The following is a 24356-nucleotide window of genomic DNA, read 5'->3' as shown; positions in this document are numbered from 1 at the left end:
TTTCTTGGAAAAGGAATTAACCTTCGATGCCACGCGCTTTAAGGAACTCGGCATAAGTGCCTTTAAAGTCGTGGATTTGACCATCTCGAATCTCAAGAATACGCGTTGCCAGAGAGTCAACGAATACGCGGTCGTGAGAGACGAAGAACAACGTACCCTTGTATTGCTCTAACGCGGAGTTCAACGACTCAATCGATTCCATATCCATGTGGTTAGTTGGTTCATCCATTAGCAGCATGTTTGGTTTGTGCATCATTAGTTTACCAAGCAACATGCGCCCTTGCTCACCACCAGAAAGCACTTTTACCGACTTTTTGATGTCGTCTTGCGAGAACAACATACGACCCAAGAAGCTACGAATCACTTGCTCATCATCGCCTTCTTGACGCCATTGACCCATCCAGTCCATTAGGTTCTTGTCTTCAGCGAAATCTTCCGCGTGGTCTTGCGCATAGTAACCGATGTTTGAGTTTTCAGACCATTTGTACTCACCAGTACGTGGTTCTAGAACACCCGCTAAGGTATTCAGTAGCGTTGTTTTACCCACACCGTTTTCACCGATGATGGCAACGCGCTCACCCACTTCGAAAATTGCGTTGAAGTTGGTAAATAGGTCGTTTTCGAAACCTTGGCTTAGGTTTTCAATTTCAAGCGCGTTACGGAACAGCTCTTTTGATTGTTCAAAACGGATGAATGGGTTTTGACGGCTTGACGCTTTTACTTCTTCAAGCTGGATCTTATCGATTTGCTTCGCACGAGATGTTGCTTGTTTTGCTTTCGATGCGTTTGCCGAGAAACGAGCAACGAACGTTTGTAGCTCAGCAATTTGTGCTTTCTTCTTCGCGTTATCCGCAAGCAAACGTGTGCGAGCTTGAGTTGCAGCCGTCATGTACTCGTCGTAGTTACCTGGGTAGACACGAAGTTCACCGTAATCTAAGTCTGCCATGTGGGTACATACAGAGTTTAGGAAGTGACGGTCGTGCGAGATGATGATCATCGTGCAGTTACGCTGGTTTAGCGTATCTTCCAGCCAACGGATCGTATCGATATCCAGGTTGTTGGTTGGTTCGTCAAGCAGCATGATGTGCGGGTCAGCAAACAGAACCTGAGCCAATAGTACACGTAGCTTCCAACCTGGAGCGATTTCGCTCATCAGGCCGTAGTGCTGCTCTTCTGGGATACCAACGGCTAGCAGTAATTCACCAGCTTTGGCATCCGCCATGTAGCCGTCCATTTCCGCAAACTGAACTTCAAGGTCAGCCACCAACATACCTTCGTCTTCAGACATTTCAGGTAGAGAGTAAATACGGTCACGCTCTTTTTTAACTTCCCACAGTTCTTTGTAACCCATGATTACGGTGTCAATGACGGTGTATTCTTCGTATGCGAACTGATCCTGATTTAGCTTTGCAACACGCTCATTTGGGTCGTAGCTTACGTTACCGCCAGTTGGATCTAGCTCACCACTGAGGATTTTCATAAAGGTAGACTTACCACATCCATTCGCACCAATTAGGCCGTAGCGGTTACCTTCACCAAACTTTACCGAGATATTTTCAAACAGTGGCTTAGCACCAAATTGCTGCGTGATGTTGTTAGTGGAAATCAAAGTCTTTACCTATAAATTGTGACAAACGGCGCCACACTACTTATAACCGCCCCTAACTTCAAGTTTTGTTTTAACTTTGAGTTCTCTGGAATTAATGACATCCTTATGACACTTGACTCATGCTTAGGCATATAGTCATGCGCCTTAAAATCGCTGTCGAATTCCTCGCTTTCGACTTTAAACCAACTAAGATAAATCTAACTTGATAAGTTATAAGAGATTTTTATGCGTTTTTTCCTACGCCTTTTATGTGTGGTGAGCCTAATTACGGTCTATCCAGCTGTCGCGAATTGGCAGTATGACTTTAAGGCGACACCGCAAGTCGATGCTGTCAGTGCCGACATCGAACAAGAAATTTCTCAAATCCCAGAACCGTTGTTTATGACAGAGCAAGACAAGCGCAAAGTCGACCACTTGCTTGATGCGGCGATCAATGAGCAACGTAAACAAATCGATCTGTTTAAACAACACCTTGAAGCGTACAAAAAAAACGCAACGAACGAGATTTGGTTTGAGACCGAGTCTAGCCATCTCACGTTAACCAGTTTAGGCCACAGTAAAGAACGGTTGCTGGCACTAACTGACCCGGTTACCCACGACAAGCTCACTGGATTTGGGCCTTATGGTGTTACCCAATTCAAACAAGAGTGGCAGCATACCCAGCTCAATCTAGAATATCTGGTGTATTTCCAGCTACGTAGCTTCAAATCTCTTTTAAGTGAAGTCTTGATTTCGCCGATTCCGGTTATCTGGGCGGGCCTAAAAGTTTTATTTATCTATTTTGGCTTAGTGTGGTGGCTAACAAACAGCAAACGCCTGATCACTCTGTTTAAACAAACCCAGCTCGAAAACAACAGCAAACCTGCGCTGTGGATTCGTCTGATTTGGTACGTAAGCCGCGCCCACCGCGCGATTGCATGGTTAATCGCTATCACACTCTCGCTTCGTGTATTGTCTGAGATCCCTAGCCTGCAGCACCTTATCTTTCTTGAGATCTTCACTTGGTGGATACTCGGCGGTTCTATCGCAATCAGCTTTATTCTTGAGTTTGCTTACCGTAACAGTCGCAGCTCTAGCCCTGATGTGGTGGCATTACGTTTAAAAACCATTCGTCGTTACGTGTGGAGTGCGATTGTCGCAGGGGTAATTTTACAAATCTCGATGCGAACACTGGGCAAAGGAACCATTTATTATTGGATTTACAGTGCGCTCTACACGTGGTTTATTCTGGTCACCATCTCTGTACTAGGTTTGTGGCGTAAGAAGGTGTTTGACACGGTTGAGCACCTATCTGACCGACCAGTATGGGTTAACTGGGCGGTACGACGTAAAGATTCGTTTTTGCTCAATATTCCAGCCACTGCAATTGCGATCGTTTGGCTTACAATACACAACTTTAAACACCGCATCGTGGCTGCGCTATCGAACTACAGCTTCTTTAGTCAGGCGTTAGCGTATTTGTTCCGCATCGAAGTCGCTAAGCAAACCGATAATAACAATGGTCACTCAAATTTGGTGAGAATCAAAGGTAGCGAAACGTTCGACTATGTCTCTCCGGGCAGTTATGACAGCGCTTTAATTGACTATGCCAAAGACGAAGTGAAGCAACTGTCGAAATACTTGATGACTGACAGCCCAGCAATTTGTGTTCTTTCAGGCGAACGTGGCGTTGGTACCACAACTTTGCTATTAAGTTTACTGAGCAAAGTGAAAAACGCGGAGCCAATTTATCTTAGTTGCCCTTATTCGGGCTACGGCGAGCTACTGGCACATTTCGCTGCCAGCTTAGGCCTAGAAGAAGACGCCACTGAAATTCAAATTCTTGCCCATTTGCGTAAGAGCGATACCACTTACTTAATTGCGGTAGACAACGCGCAACGCTTGGTCAAGCCTATGGTCGGTGGTCTTGCAGACCTTATTCGCCTAACCAACCTACTTCGCCGTTCGAAGAAAAATCATCGCGTAGTCATCGCAATCGAAAAAGCTAGCTGGCGTTTTGTCGACCGTGCGCGCGGCGAACGCCTCCTGTTTGATTTGGTGACTTTCTTACCGCGCTGGACAGAGAAACAAATCCACCAACTGTTGGATACTCGCATCAACCAAGCCGATCAAAAACAAGTGTCGTTTGAAGGCCTTGTTGTTCCTAAACAATGGGATCAGGAAGACGTCACGGAAGAAGAACGCGCTAAACAAGGCTTCTATCGTATTTTGTGGCACTACGCTGACGGTAACCCGACTGTTGCACTTCGCTTCTTCCGCTTATCGCTCAATCAGGACAAAGACACTGGGCAAGTTTACATTCGCCTGTTTCGCGTACCTGAATCTCAAGAGCTTGAGAAAATGCCTAAACCGATGCTGGCGGTGCTGCGTTCTATTGTTCAATTGGAAATTGCCTCTCCTGAAGTGCTGTCGGACTGTACTCAACTGAGTATTGCAGAAGTGACTGGTACGCTGCGCTATTTTGAAAGCCGCGGTTACATCGAGTGGCTCGAAGATAAAGCGCGAGTGTCTGACCATTGGTTCCGACATATAACCAACGTTCTCGACCGTCAGCATCTATTGGTGAAGTAATATGAAACGCATTCTATTTATTGTTATCGGACTGATTCTCTCCGCTCCCGTTTTCGCGACAGAAGAAGTGGCAGGCGTTGAAAACATCAGCCAAATCGCCAGCCTGATTCGTTGGAGCGGCGTGTTTTTCTCATTGATCGTGGTTGCCGCAACTTGGTTATTGCTTAAGTTTATCAACTCGATGGTCGAAAGCGTCGGCGGGCAGTTTGCTCAATACCGTATGCTGCTGCAAAAACTGCAATCCTTTATGCAGTTTTTCATCTACATGAGTGCCGGTATCTTGGTGTTTATGATGAGCTTTCGCATCAACGACCAAATTCTTGCGTTGATCGGCGGTACGCTTGCGGTGTCGGTGGGTTTCGCGCTAAAAGATTTGGCCGCTTCGTTTATCGCGGGTATGACAGTCATGGTTGACCGCCCGTTCCAAGTAGGTGACCGCGTCACGTTCGAAGGTAACTACGGCGACATTATTGCCATTGGTTTACGTTCGGTGCGGATGCGCACACTTAACGACGACATCATTACCATCCCAAACAACAAGTTTCTCAATGAAGTCACCGTCAGTGGTAACTATGGCGCACTAGACATGCAGGTAGTGATTCCTTTCTATGTCGGCTTGGATGAGGACATTACCCTAGCCCGCGACTTGATTCAGGAAGCGGCGTCTTCAAGTCGCTACATTCACTTACCTAAACCAGTTACCGTATTAGTCAAACAAACCATCACTGATAACTACTTGGCAATTCAACTTACTTGTAAGGCGTATGTGGTCGATACTGCATACGAGAAGCTGTTTGAGACCGACATTACCTTGCGCGTAATGAAGGAGTTCAAAAAACATAATATTCGTCCGCCGAAGATTGCGGTAAACGCAGACTAAACGAAAAAGCGGAGCTAATAGCTCCGCTTTTTTGGATTAAAGATTGGTGATTTTCAAATCGCTTTCCGCTCGCTGAGGCAGATATATACTGAACGTACTGCCTTTGCCCCATTCCGATTCAACCTTTAGCTCTCCACCGGTTTGGCTGAGGATACTTTGCGAGACTGACAAGCCAAGTCCAGTCCCCTCACGCTTGGTGGTATAGAACGGCGAGAAGATACGTTTGAGGTTTTCAGGCTTAATCCCGCTGCCTTCATCGGTAACATGAATGATCGCACCAACGTTCATCCCATTCTCAATCCAATCTTCGCTAGAGATCCTCAACTTACCGTGACCTTGCATCGCGTGGATGCCGTTCATCTGCAAGTTAACTAGGATTTGCAACAGTTGATGTCGATTGACTTCCACTGAGCTCTTGGCCTGCAAGTCGGTCTCAAACTCGACCTCACGTTTCTTAGTACCGGTTTTCACCAGCGTAATGCTCTCTTCCACGATTGGGTTAACGTGCTGCCAAGTAATTTCATCCTGCACGCCGCCCTGACGACTGTATTGCAGTAAGCTACGCGTGATATTCCGGATACGGTCGATTTGAGCATGAATGGCTTCAATTTCCTCCTTCACCCGCTCTGAGTCTTGGCCAAGCTCAAACTGGATAAGTTCGACGTTACCGAGGATCACCGCGGTTGGGTTGTTGATCTCGTGGGCAATACCTGCGGTTAACTCACCCAACGCGGCAAGTTTTTCATTCGTTACCAACTTATCGCGGGTTTGATTGAGCAATTGGATGTGCAGTTCCAGTTCTTCTGTCTTCTCACGTAAGCTAGCAGTACGCTCTTCGACTTTGCCTTCTAACGCCACGGCGGCTTGTTCCAACTCATTCTTTTGTTGCCTAAGTAGGTCGAGCATATTGTCGAACTGCTTCGCTAACTGCGCCAATTCATGGTCATCATCCAGTGCAAGTGGACCAATCCTTGTTTCTTTACCCAATTGGATCATTTTCACCACGCGGTGAATGTGTTCAATGGGGTTAAACAAATCCCGAGAGCCGCGATAGACCAAAAAGCCAGAAACTAAGAGCAGCGCAATCGTGGTAATCGAGATCTCGGCGATATTGGTCATGTACGATTTCACAAACGGCCACAGCAAGTAACCGGTGTAAAGCATCCCGATGACGTTATCGTACTGGTCTCGCATCGGCTGATAAGCGGTGATGTACCAGGCGTCATAAACGAACGCGCGATTTACCCACTCTTTCCCTTCCACCAGTACCGTGCGATTCACTTCAGACGACACACGAGTACCGATCGCGCGACCTACATGACCATCGCTGTCCAAAGGTACGTTGGTGCTAATGCGTAAATCGTCTAGAAATACCGTCAACGTACCGACTGGACGTAAGCTGTCTTCTTTTGATGGGTAAATCAGATCTCGAATTTGGTCGACCAAAACCGTGCTGTTGTTGAGTAGTAAACCGCCGTCGAGAAAGCCGATAATGTCGTTTTGTTGGTTGTAAATCGTCACGACCGTGCGACTCACCAATCCACGCCCTTCAATTTTTTGGCTATTGAGGATTGGGATTTGTGCTCGCTTCGCCAGATCTTCGCCCAGTTCATTCAACTCCTGCTGATTGAGAACATCAAAGAATGATTCTCTCCGCGTCAGGTCGAGATAACGAAACTTATCAGCAACGGTATCAACACGATGAAAGCGCAGGAAATCGAGGTTATAACGCTTTCTCTGCTCAGTGACCCAAGTTTCGAAATCTTCATATTGCGCTAAGTGATTAATGCGACTGACGAAATCATAAGATTCAGCAAACGCCTTAACATGATTGGCCTGCTTCTCTTGAATAAGCTCGATACTGTTGTCAGCAACACCCAAACGTTCGGAAACATCCAGCAACGCACTTTGCCAAGTGTAGTGAATCGACCAATAAATAGTGATGCCGATCAGCGCAACCAAGGTGAGAAAGATTGGCGCCGACGTTAGTATCATCAGGCGGTAACGCACCATAGTTTTAAACCTATGGTGCCATTTGGACATCAAAGTGCCGCTATTGGGCATAGTCCGACTCCTCTGTGTCCCATTCCTTATATTTACGCTCTAGTGTTTTACGCGCAACGCCCAGCTCTCTTGCCGCGGCTGACTTGTTACCATCATGGAAGTCGACCAACTGCATGATGTGCGCTTTTTCAACGTCTTTCAAAGACCACGTATTGGGATAACCTTGCTTACTGTCTCTACCCTCTGGTAAATCCAGGATCTCACAGCCGCTTGATACGGTCACAGAGACATTGGGTTGCACCGAATGGCCGTTAATCTCTCGCCAGTAATGCGCCGGTGGTTTGCCCAATAAAATACAGCGCTCAATCAAGTTTTTGAGTTCACGGATATTACCCGGCCAATCATATTCGTTCATTGCAATCACGTCTTCATGCGCCCATTTCGGTTCTGGCATCGCAAGTTCTGACGACAACATACGTGTGAAGAATGGAATCAGTTCGATTAAATCGGCCTTGCGCTCGCGAAGTGGTGCAACATCAATCTTAAGTACGTTCAGGCGGTAAAACAGGTCCTGGCGAAAGTTACCTTTTTCAACTTCTTGTTGCAGATTTCGGTTGGTTGCCGCTACAACACGAACATCCACACTGACCTCACGCTCGCTGCCCACTGGACGAATTGTTCTTTGTTCCAGCACACGTAGCAAGGCAGACTGCATTGGCAGCGGCATTTCACCAATTTCATCGAGGAACAAGGTACCGCCATTGGCCACGCGGAACATCCCTTCGCGGTTTTTCTTCGCACCAGTAAATGCGCCAGAAGTATGGCCAAACAACTCACTTTCCAATAATTCTGGTGCAATCGCGCCACAGTTGATTGGCACAAACGGGCCACTGCGTTGGCTGGCTTCGTGTACGCCGCGTGCTACCAACTCCTTACCTGTGCCCGACTCGCCTTCAATCAAAACGGAAGCTCGTGATGGTGCAAACTGAGTAATCAACTGCTTTAACTGTTTGGTACGCTCAGAGCCACCGACAATCTCGGTTTTGATATGACGTTTAAAATCGTGCTTCAAAGCGTATTGGTGACGGGCGGTAAGTCGCTTATCCATACAGCGTTCAACCGCCTGCAGCATCTGCTCTAAGTTGAACGGCTTAAGAATAAAGTCTGATGCGCCTAGCTTAAGCGCTGAGATCGCTGTTTCGAGATCGGCGTAGCCCGTCATAAAGATAATGTCTGCTTTGCGATCTTCGTCGGTAAATGCCTCTTCCCATTCCACACCTGAACGACCTGGCAGGTTGATATCGAGAATAATTAAGTCATAGTGGTTAGTGATACGAAGTGATTCCGCTTCTTCAATGCACCCTGCGGTATCGACGCGAGAAAACCATTTGCTTAGAGCTTTGTTCAGTATCGCCTGCATACCAATCTCGTCATCCACGACGAGAACTGAAAAGGCTTGATATTGCGATACTTTGTTTGGATCAAACGATGGGGACATGATGACTCATTAAAAATTATTACCAATGAGACAGAGTGTACCAAGGATTATGCAATCTCGTGAAAGAAAGATGCGACATTTTGTCTCACTTCAAGTTTTTAGCGTGTAACTTATTGATATAGCGTTTGAAACGAGTCACAGAATGTTGGCATTAAGATTGCTATATATGCTTCCGAGTTTATACACATTCAAAATAAGTCGGAGTGTTGGAATCGACTTGTTAGAGCAAACCACTCAAAAAATGGAATGATAATTAAATGAAAGCAATAGCATTTACACTTGCAACAGCGTCTTTGGCTCTCGTTAGCTACTCAGCGTCTTCTGCAGAAGATAACACTCACGTCCGTCTAGCAACCACGACCAGTACTTACCACTCAGGTCTTCTGGATTACTTGCTGCCAGCATTTGAAAAAGATACGGGCTACAAAGTTGATGTTATTGCAGCTGGTACGGGTAAATCGCTAAAAATGGGTGAAAACGGCGATGTAGATTTGGTGATGACCCACGCGCCAAAAGCAGAAGCTAACTTCGTTGAAAAAGGCTACGGCGTCATGCCGCGCAAACTGATGTACAACGACTTTGTTATCGTTGGTCCAGACGCCGATCCTGCGAAAGTGACCGAGTCAAAAGACATCGCAGAAGTATTCAAGAAAATCGCGGACATGAACGCGACTTTCGTTTCACGCGGCGATGACTCAGGCACGCACAAGAAAGAGAAAGGCATTTGGGAACAAACTAAGATCGAACCAAACTTCGGCGGTTACCGTAGTGTTGGTCAAGGCATGGGCCCAACGCTAAACATGGCGAACGAAATGCAAGGTTACACAATGACTGACCGCGGTACTTGGTTGGCATACAACAACAAACTTGACCTTAAGATTGTGTTTCAAGGTGACAAAAACCTATTTAACCCTTACCAAGTAATTTTAGTAAATCCAGAGCGCTACCCAGCGATCAACTACCAAGGCGCAAAAGTATTCAGTGACTGGTTGGTTAACCCTAAAGGCCAGCAACTGATCAATGACTTTAAACTCAACGGCAAACAGCTATTCGTGGCGAATGCTAACGAGAAATAGTCATTTATGAGCCTTTGGCAAACTACTCTTGAAGCGCTCACCCTATTGGTGAACCTTGATAAAGAATTATGGGAGATTGTCGCGGTCTCCTTTAGTGTTTCTTTAACTGCGATTTCGTTAGTGCTTTTACCCGCGATTTTGCTCTCTTTTACCCTTGCTCATGCAAACTTTCGTGGCAAGTGGCTGCTATTGTCTCTGATTAACACCTTGCAAGCGGTTCCGACGGTTGTCATTGGCTTGTTGCTTTACATGTTGCTATCTCGCGCAGGTCCGCTCGGCAACTGGGAAATGCTGTTTACCCAGAAAGCGATGATCATCGGCCAGATGTTGGTGGGATTCCCAGTATTGGTTTCGATGATGCACGGTGCGCTTCAATCAAGTGATCGCCGCGCGATTGAAACCGCAGTAACGCTTGGCGTATCTATCCCTCGCATTGCCGCGACGATGATTTGGGAAGCGAGATTCCCTCTTATGGCAGCGACTATCGCAGCGTTTTCACGCATCGTTACCGAAGTCGGCTGTTCAATGATGGTTGGTGGTAACATTATGGGTGTAACACGAAATATTCCCACAGCAATTGCAATGGAAAGTCATAAAGGTGCATTCGCACAAGGTGTGGCATTAGGGATTGTATTATTATCTCTAGCATTGGTTCTAAACTTTCTACTTACCAGCATGCGCGGTAAGGGCTACTTGAGAACATAGGAGCTGTATGACAATTCAAATCAAAGCACAGCACTTATCTATGCGCTACAAGGAGCGAGTGTTGTTCCACATTCCGCAGCTTTCGATTGGTCCCAACGATGCCATTTACCTTAAAGGTGATAACGGTGTCGGCAAAACCACGCTGCTCAAGATATTATCTGGTTTAATCAAGCCAACGACCGGCGAAGTGTTTGCCCCTGACGACAGTTGGTTAAAGCGCTTTTTCAATCGTGCAGGTAGAAAAGACGTCATCTACTTACACCAATCCCCTTATTTATTCGATGGGACCGTTTATCAAAACGTAGTGTACGGTATTCGCTATGAAAAAGAGTCACCGAAAGATAAGCGAGCTCAAGTAATTACTGCGCTACGCATGGTAGGCTTGGAAACTTTGGCTGATGAACATATTTCAGTACTGTCGGGAGGAGAAAAGCAACGCGTCGCGATGGCGCGAGCTTGGATCTTAAAGCCGTCTATTTTATTGATGGACGAACCGAGCGCCTCACTCGACCAAGAGTCAATCGAGCGTTTGGTTGTTATGGCAAAGGATCTGCTAAGCCGAGGTTCAAGTATTGTCGTCACAAGCCACCAGAAAAACGCACTGACCGAACTGTGCCGTAAACAATGGTGGATAAAAGACACGACTTTGATAGAGTCTCCGCTGCTACAGGTTATTACAGATGCAAAACAAGAGAACAACTATGCTTCTTCCAACGCAAACTAGTTGGGTTATTTTGGCTGGCGGACAAGCCAGCCGTATGGGCGGAAAAGATAAGGGGCTGATTGAACTCAATAACAAACCGCTGATTCAACATGTTATTGAACGCCTCTCTACACAAACATCCAATATTTTAATCAACGCGAATCGCAACCAGAGTGAATACGCCAAGTTCGGAGACGTCTTCTCTGATCAATTCGCTAATTACCCAGGACCAATGGGTGGCATTCATGCAGGGCTTCTTCACGCGCCAACCGATTGGGTGGGTTTTGTGCCTTGTGACAGCCCACAAATCAACATCGACCTTGTCGAGCGTTTTTGCTCTCAAGCGACAGAGTCAACCGACATTTTGGTTGCGCACGATGGTGACCATCAACAGCCTGTTTTTACGCTCTACCACAAACGCGTGTTACCCAAGCTGACGGCATTTCTTGAGCGCGGTGACAGAAAGATCATCTTACTCTACAAAGAGTGCAACACCAGTTACGTTGATTTCAGTGATTCTCCGGACTGCTTTGTCAATCTCAATACCCCAGAAGAACTCGCACAATTTGGAACGCTATCGTCATGAAATATTCACTTCCTATCCCACTCTTAGGTTTTGCCGCATACTCGGGAACAGGCAAAACGACGCTTCTGGAAACCCTACTACCCAAATTGACTGAGGCTGGTCTGCGTATCGGCATGCTTAAGCACGCACACCACAATTTCGATGTCGATAAGGAAGGGAAAGATAGCTATCGTTTGAGAAAAGCTGGCGCGTCGCAAATGCTGATAGCTTCACGTAATCGTTACGCGCTGATGACTGAAACGCCAGAAGCAGAGTCAGAATTTGATTATCTGCTTAGTCGCTTCGATTGCGACACACTTGACGTTGTTCTAGTCGAAGGCTGCAAAAATATCGCCTTTCCTAAAATTGAGTTGCACCGCGAAGAGATCGCCAAGCCTTGGTTGTATCCAAATGACGATAATATCATTGCCATCGCATCAGATTCGCAGTTAAGCGATACTCAGTTGCCACAAATGGACATCAATGACCTAGACGCCATTGCACACTTTGTGATTGATTACGTAAAAAGTAGTGGTCAACTGACTAAACCAAAATCTGAGGCTGCTTGCTGCGATACTCTGTCCCCTGCTTTTCTTTCTGTAGAGCAAGGCCAAGAGAAAATTTTATCTTTGGTTCATCCAGTAGAAGAGACCGAAGCTTGCCCTATAGAGTCAGCTTATGGGCGCGTACTAGCGAAAGATGTGATTTCTCCGGTAAACGTGCCTCAATACACCAACTCAGCAATGGATGGTTATGCGATTTGCGGTGATGATTTAGACCGTAACCACTACCAAGTCGTCGCCGAAGTTCTTGCAGGACATGCTTACGATAAACCTCTTCAAGCTGGTGAAGCAGTTAAGATCATGACTGGCGCTCCAGTACCTGTTAACGCAGACACAGTGGTCATGAGAGAACAAGCCTCGCAACAAGGTGACAATGTCACATTTGGTGAGGCAAAAATCAAAATTGGACAAAACGTTCGCCAAGCCGGAGAAGACTTAGCCATTGGTAGCGAAGTCTTTACCCAAGGTAAACGAATTTCATCGCCAGAAATGGGCATGATTGCCTCTCTGGGATACGCAGATTGCCAAGTATTTCGCGCCCTTAAAGTCGCGGTATTCTCCACAGGCGATGAAGTCCAAGCGCCCGGCACAGAGCAAAAATCGAATTCGATTTATGACTCAAACCGCTTCACGCTCATTGGGTTATTGGAAAGCTTAGGTTGCGAAATCTTGGATTTTGGCATTCTTGAAGATAACGAAGACTTGATGGTAAAAGCGCTTGAAGACGCCTCTGCTCAAGCCGATGTTGTACTGACCTCTGGTGGCGTTTCCGTTGGTGATGCTGACTACATCAAGCTCGCGCTCGACAAACTTGGACAGATCGATTTCTGGCGTATCAACATGCGTCCTGGTCGTCCACTGGCGTTTGGTCAAATCAGCGGTAAGCCTTTCTTTGGTTTACCTGGTAATCCAGTCGCCGTCATGGTTTCGTTTATTAATTTTGTTGAGCCTGCACTACGAAAAATGCAAGGTGAGCAACATTGGCAACCACTTAAAGTAAACGCGATTGCCACAGAAAACCTACGCTCTCGCCAAGGCCGCACTGAGTTTAGTCGTGGTGTCTACCAACTGGATAGCACTGGCCAACTCACCGTTTGTACAACAGGAAAGCAAGGCTCTGGCATCTTACGCTCAATGAGTGAAGCAAACTGTCTTATCGAAATTTCACCTTCGGTCGATACAGTAAAAGTCGGTGAAAGCGTGACAATCATCCCGCTTCAAGGCAGAATCTAGCCCATAAAGACTGAGGCCAGCATCGCTGGCCTCTTTATTTTGAACTGATTGAGAAACAATTCATGGCTCGTACCATTCTATATACCTACAAAGGTGAAGATAAAACTCTGACCTTTTCGTACCAACAACACCGTAATATCCAAGAAGCAGTAGCGGAAGCAGAAGGCATCGATATTTCTGATTACTTGCGTATGGAGCAGCAAATCGAAGCGGTTTCAGATACCAAAGCGGTTCGTAATTACCGTGATAACCACTTTAGAAAGTTGGGGTTTGATAAAATCACCCTGCAACAAAAAGATAATCTCGGCGTAGGCAAAAAGAAGTCTTAGCTACAGATGACACGCTCTCTACCTTAGGGAGCGTGAGCAAACTATCAGTTTGAATTCCTTCGTTTTCATCAACATACATTCCTCCCCTTTACCAAACACACTTCTAAACTAAAGTTGCAATTTTATTACACAACTTAATGCGAATGTTTATTAAACCGTATACACGCACTAAAAATACTGTTAATTTACCGCAACGCTATATGCTACAAATATAATAATTAAGCTAAATTTACTATAAATTCGGAATGTAAGCCTTTTTATGGAAGCCCTAGTAAGAAAAATAATCAACGCTCAGGATGGTGAGGAGTTCTGTCAACGTTGTTTAAAGGAGATTTACGCCCGCTACAGCCCCGAACACTGCTTTGTTGCGGAGTATGACCTGATAAAAAACGTCGCCACGACTCGTGTTTATCTCGCCGATGGTACACAAGCAGCGAACATGGCTTATGAACTGAGGGGTAGCCCTTGTGAGAAAGTCATTAACGACAACATGATGTGCTCGTTCTCGCAGGGCATTCAGCAAAGATTTCCTGAAGACGTTGCACTACGTGAACTGAATGCAGAAAGTTACATCGGTATACCTCTCCAAGCGCGCAACGGTCAGATTGTCGGCGTGCTCGCTCTGCTTTATTCCTGCCATCTTGACACTAGCCAATTTGATAACGACTGGTTGCTAACTTTAGGCTTCCTGATCGGTAACTCTCTGCTTCAAGAAAGGTTAACGAACCGCAATGATAAGTTGCTGCAGCAGTTCGACCGTTCAGAACAGATCACCGATACGTCATCTTGGACCTGGCGTGTACAAGAAAACCAATTCTATTGTTCACAGAACCTAGGGCGAATGTTTCAACTAGGAACATTGCAAAACTTGAGCTTCGATGACTTTTTCCGTCATCACGTGTTTAAACGGGACGATCAGTTCCAAGATTTCCTTGATAAAGCCACGTCTGATATTGGTATCTCCCGTCTCGTCGTTAGACGCGAAGACTGCATCGCAGGTATGCAGTTGGAAATCAGCTGCTCTAAGAGCTTTGACTCTCTAGGTCAGCTAGAGCGCGTTGAAGGTAATATCAAGAACGTCACTCGCATCACTAAATTGCTTCATGAGCGTACAATAGCCGATCAATTAATTCAGCTATCTGACCGTGGTGTGATGCTCACTGACCGCCACAATCGTATCGTCAAAGTAAATTCTCGTGTGGAAGAAATTACCGGTTATTCAAGTGAAGAACTGATTGGTCAAAAACCACAAATTTTTAGTTCAGACATTCAAGACAAAGAGTTCTACGCTGAAATGTGGCACAGCATTAACACGCTGGGTCATTGGTCAGGCGAAGTGTGGAACAAAACCAAAGCGGGCGCGATTTATCCGGAGAAACTGCAAATCTCTGTCGTCGAAGATATGAACGGCGACGTCTCAAGCTACCTTGCGGTTTTCGAAGACATCAGTACCACCAAGATGATCGAAAGCCAATTGGATCGCTATAAGAACAAGCGTGATTTCACCGGTCTTATCACCCGCTCGAAATTTATTCAGCTGTCTGATGCAGACGACCAACAAACCGTTATTCTTATCGACATTTGCCGTTTCTCTGCGATTAACACCATCTATGGTGAAGTGTTTGGCAATAAGGTTTTGCGTCACGTAGGTAAGTTATTGCAAGAGCATTTCTCAGACGTATCCACCAGCATTTGTCGCTACGGTGCGGATCAGTTTGCGATGACGATTCCGCAGCAAAACACCGATGCGTTACCTGAAATCACTGAAAAATTGCGTTCCGAGATTGAAGCTGAGTTTACTATCGATAAGCACAAGCTGAAACTGTCGGTCAATATTGGACACTCTAACCCCGAGCAGCAAACGTCAAACACGCACCCTCTCACGCAAGCCTACTACGCTTTGGACGAAGCGAAGACGAAGCCAGTACCAAGCACAGTTATGTACTGCTACCCGCTTGAAGAGAGTATCAGCCGTAAACACCGTTTAAGCGTGTTACTCAAACACGCCATCGCTGAAAAACGTATCCACGTCGAATACCAACCGATTTACGATTTAGACAACAACAGAGTTGTAAAGTATGAAGCGCTAGCGCGTTGGGTTGAAGACGGTGAATCCATTTCCCCATTTGAGTTTATCCCTATCGCCGAAGAGCTGGGTTACATCAAAGACCTTGGGCAACTGGTGCTAGAAATCGCCTGTCAGGATATTCATAAGCTCAAGCAGCTAGGCCACGATGACATCGTTATCTCAGTCAATCGCTCGATCGACGAATTGATCAACGAAGATCCTGAGAACTGTTCAATCATTAACACGATCCATCAATCTGGCCTTTCACCAGAAAACATCATTATTGAAGTGACCGAATCCGTGCCACTGGAAGACAAACCCGATGTACAGAAGCTATTAGATAGCCTTCGCGCCAAAGGTTTGAAGCTCGCATTGGATGATTTCGGCACTGGCTTCGCGTCTTTCTCAAACTTAATGAAGAATACCGTGGATATCCTAAAAGTCGACCGTTCACTGATTCGAAATATCGACAGCAATAAAAACAATGCGGTTTTGGTTGAATCCGTGAATCTATTGGCAAATCAACTGGGGTTGGATGTGATCGCGGAAGGCGTCGAGACTGAGCAACAATTGCAACTGCTTAAGTCAATGGGATGTCGTTACATTCAAGGTTATTACATCAGCAAGCCGGTACCGTTTGAACAAGCGGTAGGCCTAATTAAATGATGATGTTGGTCAGCGCGCTCCCTATTGCTTGGACCGCGCGCCGACAGTGCTTCACTCATCTAACTTCAAATCCATATAAATCAGCTCCCAACTTTGTCCATTAAACACTCTTGTGCCCTGCTCTCGCTTGGTTTCAATAAAACCAAGTGACTCATAACAGCGAATCGCGGCGATGTTCTGACTAAACACACATAGATTGAGTTTTGCGTAGTGTTGCTGTCTGGCGACTTCTATTAATTCAACCAGCATTTGTTTCGCGATTCCGTGGCCACGAAAGTCAGGGTGAACAAACACACGACAAATACGCGCGATATGTTCATCGACTTCAAACAGTTCAACGTACCCAGCCCGCTCGCCGTGATGTAAGTAGAAAAATGCTTGGCATTGAGGTAATGAAACGTGCGCATCAATTTGTGAGCGATCGAGGGGAAAAGTAAATTTTGGACCACCCCAAAGGTAGTTCAGCTCTGGGGAGTCGATCCAATCGACGAGCTGCTGGTAATTGCAAATGTGAAATTGCGTGAGTGCCATCCTAGCTTCCTCAAAATAAAAAGAGCTTGCCTAAGCAAGCTCTCAAATTAACCAAAACAAATCAATTTATTTGATGTTTAAGAACGCCGCACCGCGCACACCGCCTGAATCGCCGTGTTTTGCTTTGATGATCTTCGGACATTTAGCCACAGACAGAAGATACTTAGGCACGCGCTTTGGCATTTCTTCGTAAATCAGTTCAAAGTTGGATAGACCGCCACCTAAAGCGACAACATGAGGGTCGTTCGCCGTGAAGATATTGCCAAAGCAGATCGCTAGTAACTCAAGGAAACGCTCAACATGCTCAGACGCTTTGGCTTCACCTTCAGCGTGCGCTTTGATAATGTCGATCGCTTTCTTTTTCTCACCGAAATAGTGTTCGTAAATCAGTTCAAAGCCGCGGCCAGACAAGTAGCTATCTAGACAACCTTTTTTACCACAACCACAGCCCAATAATGGCGCGTTATCACCTAAGTGGAACCATGCATCTAGCGGCAAACGCATATGACCGAGTTCGCCCGCAACGTGGTTACGACCAGAGAAGACTTTCCCTTCATAAACCAGACCGCCACCAAAACCGGTGCCTAGAATTAGGCCCATCACTGATGGCTCGTCTTTAAGTTCTTCATCCCACGCTTCAGAAAGCGCAAAACAGTTAGCATCGTTTTCGATTTTAACGCTACGACCAATTTTTGCTTCTAAGTCAGCGCGTAGAGGCTTACCTTTCGCTGCCGGAACGTTCACAGTCAGCACAGTAGCATCGTCCGCATCTTCCATACCTGGCAGACCTAGACCAATTTTACCTTCACAAGAAAACTCGTTGTCATACTTGGCAACCAAACCGGCAATCGTATCAACCAATAACTGGTAATCTTCTGTTGGTGTTGGTACACGTTCCGTCGCAACACGCTCTAGTTTCTCGTTAAATGCACCAAATTCAATCTTAGTGCCACCAACGTCAAAGCCGTAGTACATTGACTCTCTCCCTAAAATACAAAATATAAAAATCGAAAAACGGACTTATTATCCATATACCTAAGCCTACAGTCCGTGATGTGTGACAAGTTTACCCTTAAGACAAACTTAACTGCGCGTAGATTCGACGAAAATCGAATTAGTTTTAGACTGGACTCGCGTTTTCTGTTTGCGCGATAAATGCTTGCAATGCTGGACGCTGTTCGTCCATCTTGCCGCGACTTTTGCTTAACAGGTAACTTTCCTTAAACGCTTCAAACCAAAGTGCCAGCGTATTTGCCACTAAATGCTCGTCTAACTCTCGTAATACCAAGCTTGCGACTTCGGCGGTGGCCAAATGCTGCTCGTTGTCTGAGCGGCGCATGACGTAATTTGATACCACCTGCGGTGAAATAGATAGGACTGGTAGGCGGTCTAGATACGGTGATTTTCGAAAGATGCGTCTGGCCTCGCGCCAACTGCCATCTAGAAAAATCAGTAGTGGCTTTTTGCCGTTGCAGAATGAGCGCGGAGCTTCATCTATCAGTCGAGCCGGATCTTCAACGTAATCTTCAGGAAACACGACGATTGGCTGGTAGCGCTCATCTTCAAGTAAATCCAACATTTGGGGATCTGGCTCGGTGCGGTTCCATTGGTATACGTAACCTTCTTTAACCGTGTCGAGGATCAAACGTCCGGTATTGCTTGGTTTGAAGACTTCGTTTTCCGACACTAAAAGCATCACCGCCACATCGCTTTCAATATCTGGTTGGTGCTGGCAAATGCAGTGCGTTTGCGACACTTGGCAATATTGGCAACGTATAACCTTACAACCACGTGCGTTAAACGGCTTGGTCGATTTTTCTAAGCGTTGTTGGTAAAGGTGGTGAAAAGCGTGGACTCTCATCGTCATTCATTGATAATGGCAAAGGACGGCAAGTTTACTCTCTGATAGACGAGTTGCAAGTAGAAACGAGGCGTATTTCGTCATGCAAAACCCTGACTTTATTCGATTAAGCTTTTTTCTTTCGGTATTGGTGCTATGTGGCCTCTGGGAATGGTTAACCCCGAGAAAACAACTCACGCAAAACAAACTGTTTCGCTGGCTGAATAACCTTGGCCTGATTGCGTTTAACTCTCTTTGTTTGAGTTTACTGATGCCGTTTCTCGCGTTTGAAGTTGCCGTGCGTATTGGGCAAAGTAACATCGGTCTTTTTAACCATATCGACATGCCATTCGCGTTGGAAGTTTTCCTTTGCGTCATTTTGTTGGATCTTGCCATCTACGCTCAACACGTAGTATTTCATCGCGTGCCTTGGTTGTGGCGCTTACATCGGATGCACCACGCGGACCAAGATATCGACGTCACGACCGGTGCGCGTTTTCATCCGATTGAGATTATCTTGTCGATGTGGATTAAGATTAGTTTGATCGCCGTATTGGGTATTTCACCATTGGCGGTTTTAATCTTTGAAGTGGTGTTAAATGCGAGCGCCATGTTTAACCACAGCAACGCTAAACTGCCACTTGCGATCGACAAACAACTACGCAAATGGGTGGTAACGCCAGATATGCACCGTGTTCATCACTCTGTGATTGCTAAAGAAACTCACTCCAATTTTGGCTTTTGCCTCTCCATTTGGGATCGCATGTTTCGCACTTATATTGCCCAACCTGCACAGGGACACGATAACGTCAAAATCGGCTTGCCGTTGTTTCGCCAACCAAACGAACAACGGCTGGATAAAATGCTTACCCAGCCGTTTCGTCAGCAATAGTTTCGTGGATTTCTAAACTTGCTGGTGTAGCTCGTATTTATGAAGCATGGCTTGCTGATGACCGGCAATTTCAGCCACTTGTTCGGAGCTTTCCACCATTGAGTCAACCTGGAGCTTGGTCTGTTCTCCTTGCTCGGTAATGTGACTGATTGAACGACTGACGTCCGCAGTTGCTCGTTCTTGCTCTTCGGTTGCAACGGTTATTTGCTCAACTCGGGTGCGAATGTGTTCGACCGCATTCGCAATGTCGGCAAATGTCTGTTTCACCTGCTCACTCGATTCCAGTGCATACGTCATTTCTGTCCGAGTGCTTTCTACCGCTGAGCGCGATTTCTCTGCCGCCGCGACTAACTCATTCATTCGCTCGCGAATATTTCCAGTTTGATCCGATGTGTCGCGCGCGAGTTTACGAACCTCGTCCGCAACCACGGCAAAACCGCGTCCTTGTTCACCTGCCCTAGCCGCTTCAATGGCCGCATTTAAAGCCAGTAAGTTTGTGCTGTCCGCGATACCAGCAATCATGTCGACCATTTCACGAATTTGTTTAACGCGACTGTCCAGTTCAAGCATCGACTCTTCATTAATGTTCAATGTGTGCTCTAACGACTGCAAACGAACTTGATTCTGCTCTATCGCTTCAACGCCCGAAGATGAATGCTCAGCAGCGAGATTAGATTCGCTGTAAGACTCGTTGGTCACTGTGGCAATCTCTCGAATAGAGGCTTCTAACTGGGTGACAGTCGTAACCATACTGAGTAATGATTCATTCTGCTTGGTCAAGCTTTGATGGGTTATTTCCGCCGCGCCGTGGCTGATTTCTGCGGTTTGATAAAGTGTTTCGCAATTACGTGTCACGGTCGAAATGGAATCTCTGGTCGACTCAATCACTTGGTTTAGTTTACGTGCCACTTCTTTGAGTTCGAACGGGCCTCGTAACTCTAAAGACTGGGTAAAATCGTGTTCGGTCAGTCGGCTTAGGTGTGACAGCACATTAACCAAACCAACTTTGATCCAAGCGCGCAGCGCGACCCAACTACACACGATGATCGCCACAATGACCAAACCACCAACAATCAACATCAATACAATGTTATTTATCGTACTGCTCACCACTGATTTGCTGTCATCAATCAGCGATTCTGCAGTGGTAGACACGCCATTAAGTAATTCAATCGTTTCATTGGCGGTGGTCGCCGTGGTGGCGACTTGTCGTTTTAATTGCTGCGCCAATTCCAATTGAGTAAGGAGTTGTTTGAGAACGCCATCATCAGAAAAGCCGCCTTTCACCATTTCATAAGGTGCGGTTAAGCTGGCAAATTCTTTGACGTCGGGATGCCACTCTGCGAAATCATCAAACGCTAAGTTGATACCAGCGATTCGATTGCGCATCTCCTTGTATTCCTGCATCGCTTTGTCGATGTCGGTTTGCATCATCAATACAAGGAAAGTGCTTTCCATCGAACTCGCACTGGCAGAAAAACGGTTAGCCGCATCTTGTGAAGCTGGATTGTCGCCGGACAAAAACGAACTGATACGGTTCATTTCAGGACCAATAGAGCTCAAACCGTAACGAAACTCACTGACCTCACCGTCAATACGATCCTGCATATTGAGCAGTTTGGCTTGGTCCGCAAGGATATTTTGAGTTTGGCTCGCCAATGCGGCGATGTTCTTTTTGAGTTGCTTTTCTTGCTGTGGAGTGAGTGCTGAATCAAAGTCTGCGGCAATCGAAAATACGGTTTCCATCAGTTGAGTATTACGGGCAATCAACGAATCCGTTTCAGTTTGGATTTTTGTTAATTCTTCCAGTGATTCGACTTGAGTACCATAACCGAGCTGTTTGATTTGTTCTAATATCGACTGGGTGAGTTTAGCGTTAGTCATCGCAAGCGGCAGCGCTTTATCTGATAAACCATTAAACTGATTCTCAACTTGCTCTAAGCCTTTGATACTGGTGACAGATAGAATAATCACCAGTAAAGTAATACTGATAAAAACAGTGCTGATAGTTTGAACGAGAGATAAAGACGACCTGTTGTTTTTCTTATTCATTAGATTGGAACTGACATCATACAAAAGTTTATATGCACAGCATTCTATTTAGGGAACATTACATTTAAATGTCATTTATTATTCAAAACTGTGTCATGAAAAAAGTCCCTGGCCTTTCCCTTGCGTTGGTCTTGACGGCCCTAGCTGGCTGTTCATCGTCTCCTGATTTTAGCCAATCAATTGAACGCGAAGAGCCCACGGCTGAACATCTTGCGATTAAACAGTCTTTTATGGATGTATATAAGCACTGGCAAGGTGTGCCTTATCGTCTTGGCGGTAACTCGTTCTCTGGAGTTGATTGCTCTGCGTTTGTCCAAATCGCTTATCGTGACGCAATGCGCTTTGATGTACCAAGAACCACGCACCATCAAGTTTTATTGGGTAAAGAAGTCCCCTATGAGGAAATACAAATTGGCGATTTAGCGTTTTTTAAAACGTCACACAAAGTCAACCACGTAGGAGTGTACATCGGTGATAAACAGTTTATGCACGCTTCGACATCTAAAGGGGTGATTATTTCGAGGTTGGATAATCCCTATTGGGCATCCAAATTTTGGCATTTCAGGCGAGTCGTCAATTCGCCTGAATAAGGTATCAAGAAAAATTAATCGTATTTTGCTACTGCTGAATCAAATAGGTTTTTCATCAGTGCGATATACTCATCCAGAAAGGCAATCTGGCCATTGGTTGCAGGCTTTGCCCAAACGCCGGCTAACACTTCACCAAGGTCATCTACTACCGAATCTGCTTCTTTCAACAACTTAAAACGGACACTAGCGTGCAACTCAGGGTTTTGATCAAAAATCGCCATTATGTTGCTCGCGACCATATCAGTAACCACATCTTCCACGCTCTGTGGACCTATATCTCCGTCATCTGACGTAAATACGTCCATATTGAAGGCTAAGTGTTCGATTAAAGCTAAATAACCATCGGTATCTACAACCACTGCGTACCTCCGTAAATTCATGGCGTCTTAGTAGTTGAATACTATGACATATCGATTAGTTTAGACAACTTATCACCGTACGATTGCTGATAAAACCCGCAATAACTATCAGTTATGTGACTTGTAACCTACGCTTAGTTGATGAATGAGTTGTGTTTAAGTGCATATTTAATCTGTTCGTTAACGACTTACGTTAATAGAATGAATTATAAGCGATTTAGCTCACATTTTATTAATCTGACGAATATTTTAAGTTAAATGATTGAAATTTTTGCACTCTAGTTCAGAACCAAGACAAGGCATCTTCTACAATAAGGTTAAAGCGCAAAGATCGGGGATTAAAAGTATGTGGCAAGCCATCTCACAACATCTTTCAGACACCCTCATGTTTTCTTATCAAATCACCGAGAAGACAAAACTCTCCGGTGGTGATATCAACGAATGTTATATGATTTCTGACGGCGAGCAACGTTACTTTGTCAAAGTAAACAGCCGTGAGTTTTTGCCGAAATTTGAAGTCGAAGCAGAGAACATTCGTATCTTGCGCGAGACCGATACTGTGTCCGTTCCAGAGCTGGTGCTTATTGGTCAATCAAAGCACAATGCTTTTATCATTCTCAATTACCTACCTACCAAGCAGCTCGACGACGACAAAAACAGCTACCTATTCGGCCAGCAACTTGCGCGTCTTCACCAATGGGGTGAGCAAAAAGAGTATGGGTTTGATCAGGACAATTACATCGGCTCGACCCTGCAGCCAAACAAGTGGGAAAGAAAGTGGGCACGCTTCTTCGCGGAGCAACGTATCGGTTGGCAGTTGCAGTTAGTACGAGAAAAAGGCGTCAATCTTGTTGATATCAACGATTTCACTGAGGTTGTCCACGAACATTTAGCCGCGCATCAACCAACCCCTTCTTTATTGCACGGTGATTTATGGCACGGTAACACAGCGAATTCGGTGTTTGGACCGATTTGTTTTGACCCAGCCTGTTATTGGGGCGATCGTGAATGCGATATTGCGATGACCGAACTATTTGGCGGATTCCAACCAGAGTTTTACCAAGGTTATGAAAGCATCCTGCCACTGGATTATCGTTACTCAGAGCGCAAAGATATCTACAATCTTTACCATTTACTCAACCATTACAATCAATTTGGTGGGCACTATTTAGAACAATCACAAAAACTCATCGACCGCATACTAACCTATTGATATAAAGGATGTATTTAAACTTTCGCATTCACAATTTGTTGCAAAATTCACCTTTGAAAATGGTTCTAGATACGGTCATTGAGTGAATTTTATTAACCAATTCAAAATTTACACTTAATTTACGTCTAATAGTAACTTCTGGACTTAAGCTTAGACTAGATGTCTCATCGAGAAGTAAGGAAGAGAATTATGCGTAACTACACCGAAAAATTCGTCGCCTGCCCTCACTGTGGGCACTCCATCAGTATTACGCTGGATGCATCCAATGGTGACCAAGAATTTTATGATGATTGCCCTGCTTGTTGTAACGCGATCCACCTTAATATGATGGTTAATGAGCAGCTAGACACGATTGAATTGTTTGTTGACGCCGACGACGAACAGATATTCTAATCATTCGTTTTGGTGA

21 protein-coding genes are annotated in these 24356 nt (G+C 45.6%); 13 read left to right on the top strand and 8 right to left on the bottom strand.

The genetic code is table 11. The annotated features are described in order from the left end of the window. Nucleotides 1–16 precede the first annotated feature (16 nt). Nucleotides 17–1609: an ABC-F family ATPase gene (locus tag AKJ31_RS07925; protein ID WP_053408559.1), complete on the bottom strand. Its 1593-nt coding sequence runs from the start codon at nucleotides 1607–1609 to the stop codon at nucleotides 17–19. Between the two features lie 225 nt (nucleotides 1610–1834). On the opposite strand from AKJ31_RS07925, the gene AKJ31_RS07920 reads away from it, so the two are divergent. Together AKJ31_RS07920 and AKJ31_RS07915 are read left to right on the top strand one after the other, a co-directional pair. Beyond that, the gene (locus tag AKJ31_RS07920) at nucleotides 1835–4180 is read left to right on the top strand and encodes an AAA family ATPase (protein WP_053408558.1); all 2346 of its coding nucleotides are present in this window, start codon (nucleotides 1835–1837) and stop codon (nucleotides 4178–4180) included. A gap of 1 nt (nucleotide 4181) precedes the next feature. Next, nucleotides 4182–5060, top strand: a complete 879-nt coding sequence (locus AKJ31_RS07915; protein ID WP_053408557.1) for a mechanosensitive ion channel family protein — start codon at nucleotides 4182–4184, stop codon at nucleotides 5058–5060. A 36-nt stretch (nucleotides 5061–5096) separates the two neighbouring features. On the opposite strand, the gene AKJ31_RS07910 is transcribed toward AKJ31_RS07915, so the two are convergent. After that, nucleotides 5097–7124, bottom strand: coding sequence for a sensor histidine kinase (locus AKJ31_RS07910; RefSeq protein WP_053408556.1), 2028 nt, complete (start codon nucleotides 7122–7124; stop codon nucleotides 5097–5099). After that, entirely contained in the window at nucleotides 7114–8562 is a 1449-nt protein-coding gene (locus AKJ31_RS07905; protein WP_053408555.1) for a sigma-54-dependent transcriptional regulator, read from the bottom strand. The genes AKJ31_RS07910 and AKJ31_RS07905 overlap by 11 nt, the downstream gene beginning before the upstream one ends. A gap of 257 nt (nucleotides 8563–8819) precedes the next feature. On the opposite strand from AKJ31_RS07905, the gene AKJ31_RS07900 reads away from it, so the two are divergent. The 7 genes from AKJ31_RS07900 to AKJ31_RS07870 all read left to right on the top strand — a co-directional run bounded on the left by AKJ31_RS07900 (nucleotide 8820) and on the right by AKJ31_RS07870 (nucleotide 16470). After that, nucleotides 8820–9638, top strand: a complete 819-nt coding sequence (locus AKJ31_RS07900) for an ABC transporter substrate-binding protein (RefSeq protein ID WP_053408554.1) — start codon at nucleotides 8820–8822, stop codon at nucleotides 9636–9638. 6 nt (nucleotides 9639–9644) lie between these two features. Further along, nucleotides 9645–10343 carry an ABC transporter permease gene (locus tag AKJ31_RS07895; RefSeq protein ID WP_053408553.1) on the top strand — a complete coding sequence of 233 codons (699 nt, stop codon included), beginning with the start codon at nucleotides 9645–9647 and terminating at the stop codon, nucleotides 10341–10343. A 7-nt stretch (nucleotides 10344–10350) separates the two neighbouring features. Continuing rightward, nucleotides 10351–11067 carry an energy-coupling factor ABC transporter ATP-binding protein gene (locus tag AKJ31_RS07890; protein ID WP_053408552.1) on the top strand — a complete coding sequence of 239 codons (717 nt, stop codon included), beginning with the start codon at nucleotides 10351–10353 and terminating at the stop codon, nucleotides 11065–11067. Next, complete coding sequence (gene mobA / locus AKJ31_RS07885; RefSeq protein WP_053408551.1) at nucleotides 11045–11632, top strand: molybdenum cofactor guanylyltransferase MobA; 588 nt, start codon at nucleotides 11045–11047, stop codon at nucleotides 11630–11632. Before AKJ31_RS07890 ends, mobA begins: the two co-directional genes overlap by 23 nt. After that, on the top strand, nucleotides 11629–13407 hold the full coding sequence (locus tag AKJ31_RS07880) for a bifunctional molybdopterin-guanine dinucleotide biosynthesis adaptor protein MobB/molybdopterin molybdotransferase MoeA (protein WP_053408550.1): 1779 nt from the start codon (nucleotides 11629–11631) through the stop codon (nucleotides 13405–13407). The genes mobA and AKJ31_RS07880 overlap by 4 nt, the downstream gene beginning before the upstream one ends. A 62-nt stretch (nucleotides 13408–13469) precedes the next feature. Beyond that, nucleotides 13470–13736, top strand: a complete 267-nt coding sequence (locus AKJ31_RS07875; RefSeq protein ID WP_053408549.1) for a DUF2960 domain-containing protein — start codon at nucleotides 13470–13472, stop codon at nucleotides 13734–13736. Between the two features lie 259 nt (nucleotides 13737–13995). After that, nucleotides 13996–16470 (top strand): putative bifunctional diguanylate cyclase/phosphodiesterase, encoded by a 2475-nt coding sequence (locus AKJ31_RS07870; RefSeq protein WP_053408548.1) that lies wholly within the window; start codon nucleotides 13996–13998, stop codon nucleotides 16468–16470. A 51-nt stretch (nucleotides 16471–16521) separates the two neighbouring features. Here the strand turns inward: AKJ31_RS07870 and AKJ31_RS07865 are convergent, their stop codons facing one another. The 3 genes from AKJ31_RS07865 to AKJ31_RS07855 all read right to left on the bottom strand — a co-directional run bounded on the left by AKJ31_RS07865 (nucleotide 16522) and on the right by AKJ31_RS07855 (nucleotide 18868). Then, nucleotides 16522–17001, bottom strand: a complete 480-nt coding sequence (locus AKJ31_RS07865) for a GNAT family N-acetyltransferase (protein ID WP_053408547.1) — start codon at nucleotides 16999–17001, stop codon at nucleotides 16522–16524. A gap of 66 nt (nucleotides 17002–17067) precedes the next feature. Beyond that, on the bottom strand, nucleotides 17068–17976 hold the full coding sequence (gene nagK / locus AKJ31_RS07860) for an N-acetylglucosamine kinase (RefSeq protein ID WP_053408546.1): 909 nt from the start codon (nucleotides 17974–17976) through the stop codon (nucleotides 17068–17070). A 145-nt stretch (nucleotides 17977–18121) separates the two neighbouring features. Continuing rightward, complete coding sequence (locus AKJ31_RS07855; protein ID WP_211263048.1) at nucleotides 18122–18868, bottom strand: tRNA-uridine aminocarboxypropyltransferase; 747 nt, start codon at nucleotides 18866–18868, stop codon at nucleotides 18122–18124. Between the two features lie 76 nt (nucleotides 18869–18944). On the opposite strand from AKJ31_RS07855, the gene AKJ31_RS07850 reads away from it, so the two are divergent. Continuing rightward, nucleotides 18945–19733 carry a sterol desaturase family protein gene (locus tag AKJ31_RS07850; protein ID WP_053408544.1) on the top strand — a complete coding sequence of 263 codons (789 nt, stop codon included), beginning with the start codon at nucleotides 18945–18947 and terminating at the stop codon, nucleotides 19731–19733. 12 nt (nucleotides 19734–19745) lie between these two features. Here the strand turns inward: AKJ31_RS07850 and AKJ31_RS07845 are convergent, their stop codons facing one another. Beyond that, the gene (locus AKJ31_RS07845; protein WP_053408543.1) at nucleotides 19746–21785 is read right to left on the bottom strand and encodes a methyl-accepting chemotaxis protein; all 2040 of its coding nucleotides are present in this window, start codon (nucleotides 21783–21785) and stop codon (nucleotides 19746–19748) included. A 95-nt stretch (nucleotides 21786–21880) separates the two neighbouring features. Between AKJ31_RS07845 and AKJ31_RS07840 the strand changes: the two genes are divergently transcribed. After that, nucleotides 21881–22375, top strand: a complete 495-nt coding sequence (locus AKJ31_RS07840) for an NlpC/P60 family protein (RefSeq protein WP_053408583.1) — start codon at nucleotides 21881–21883, stop codon at nucleotides 22373–22375. A gap of 14 nt (nucleotides 22376–22389) precedes the next feature. Here AKJ31_RS07840 and AKJ31_RS07835 read toward each other — a convergent pair whose 3' ends face one another. Further along, nucleotides 22390–22734, bottom strand: coding sequence for a DUF3802 family protein (locus AKJ31_RS07835; protein ID WP_053408542.1), 345 nt, complete (start codon nucleotides 22732–22734; stop codon nucleotides 22390–22392). Between the two features lie 346 nt (nucleotides 22735–23080). On the opposite strand from AKJ31_RS07835, the gene AKJ31_RS07830 reads away from it, so the two are divergent. Then, nucleotides 23081–23947 (top strand): fructosamine kinase family protein, encoded by an 867-nt coding sequence (locus tag AKJ31_RS07830; RefSeq protein WP_053408541.1) that lies wholly within the window; start codon nucleotides 23081–23083, stop codon nucleotides 23945–23947. 189 nt (nucleotides 23948–24136) lie between these two features. Continuing rightward, entirely contained in the window at nucleotides 24137–24340 is a 204-nt protein-coding gene (locus AKJ31_RS07825; RefSeq protein ID WP_053408540.1) for a CPXCG motif-containing cysteine-rich protein, read from the top strand. Nucleotides 24341–24356: the final 16 nt, after the last annotated feature.

Source organism: Vibrio hepatarius, from assembly GCF_001274785.1.
GTDB lineage: Bacteria > Pseudomonadota > Gammaproteobacteria > Enterobacterales > Vibrionaceae > Vibrio > Vibrio hepatarius.
This window is presented reverse-complemented; position numbering and strand designations above follow the sequence as displayed.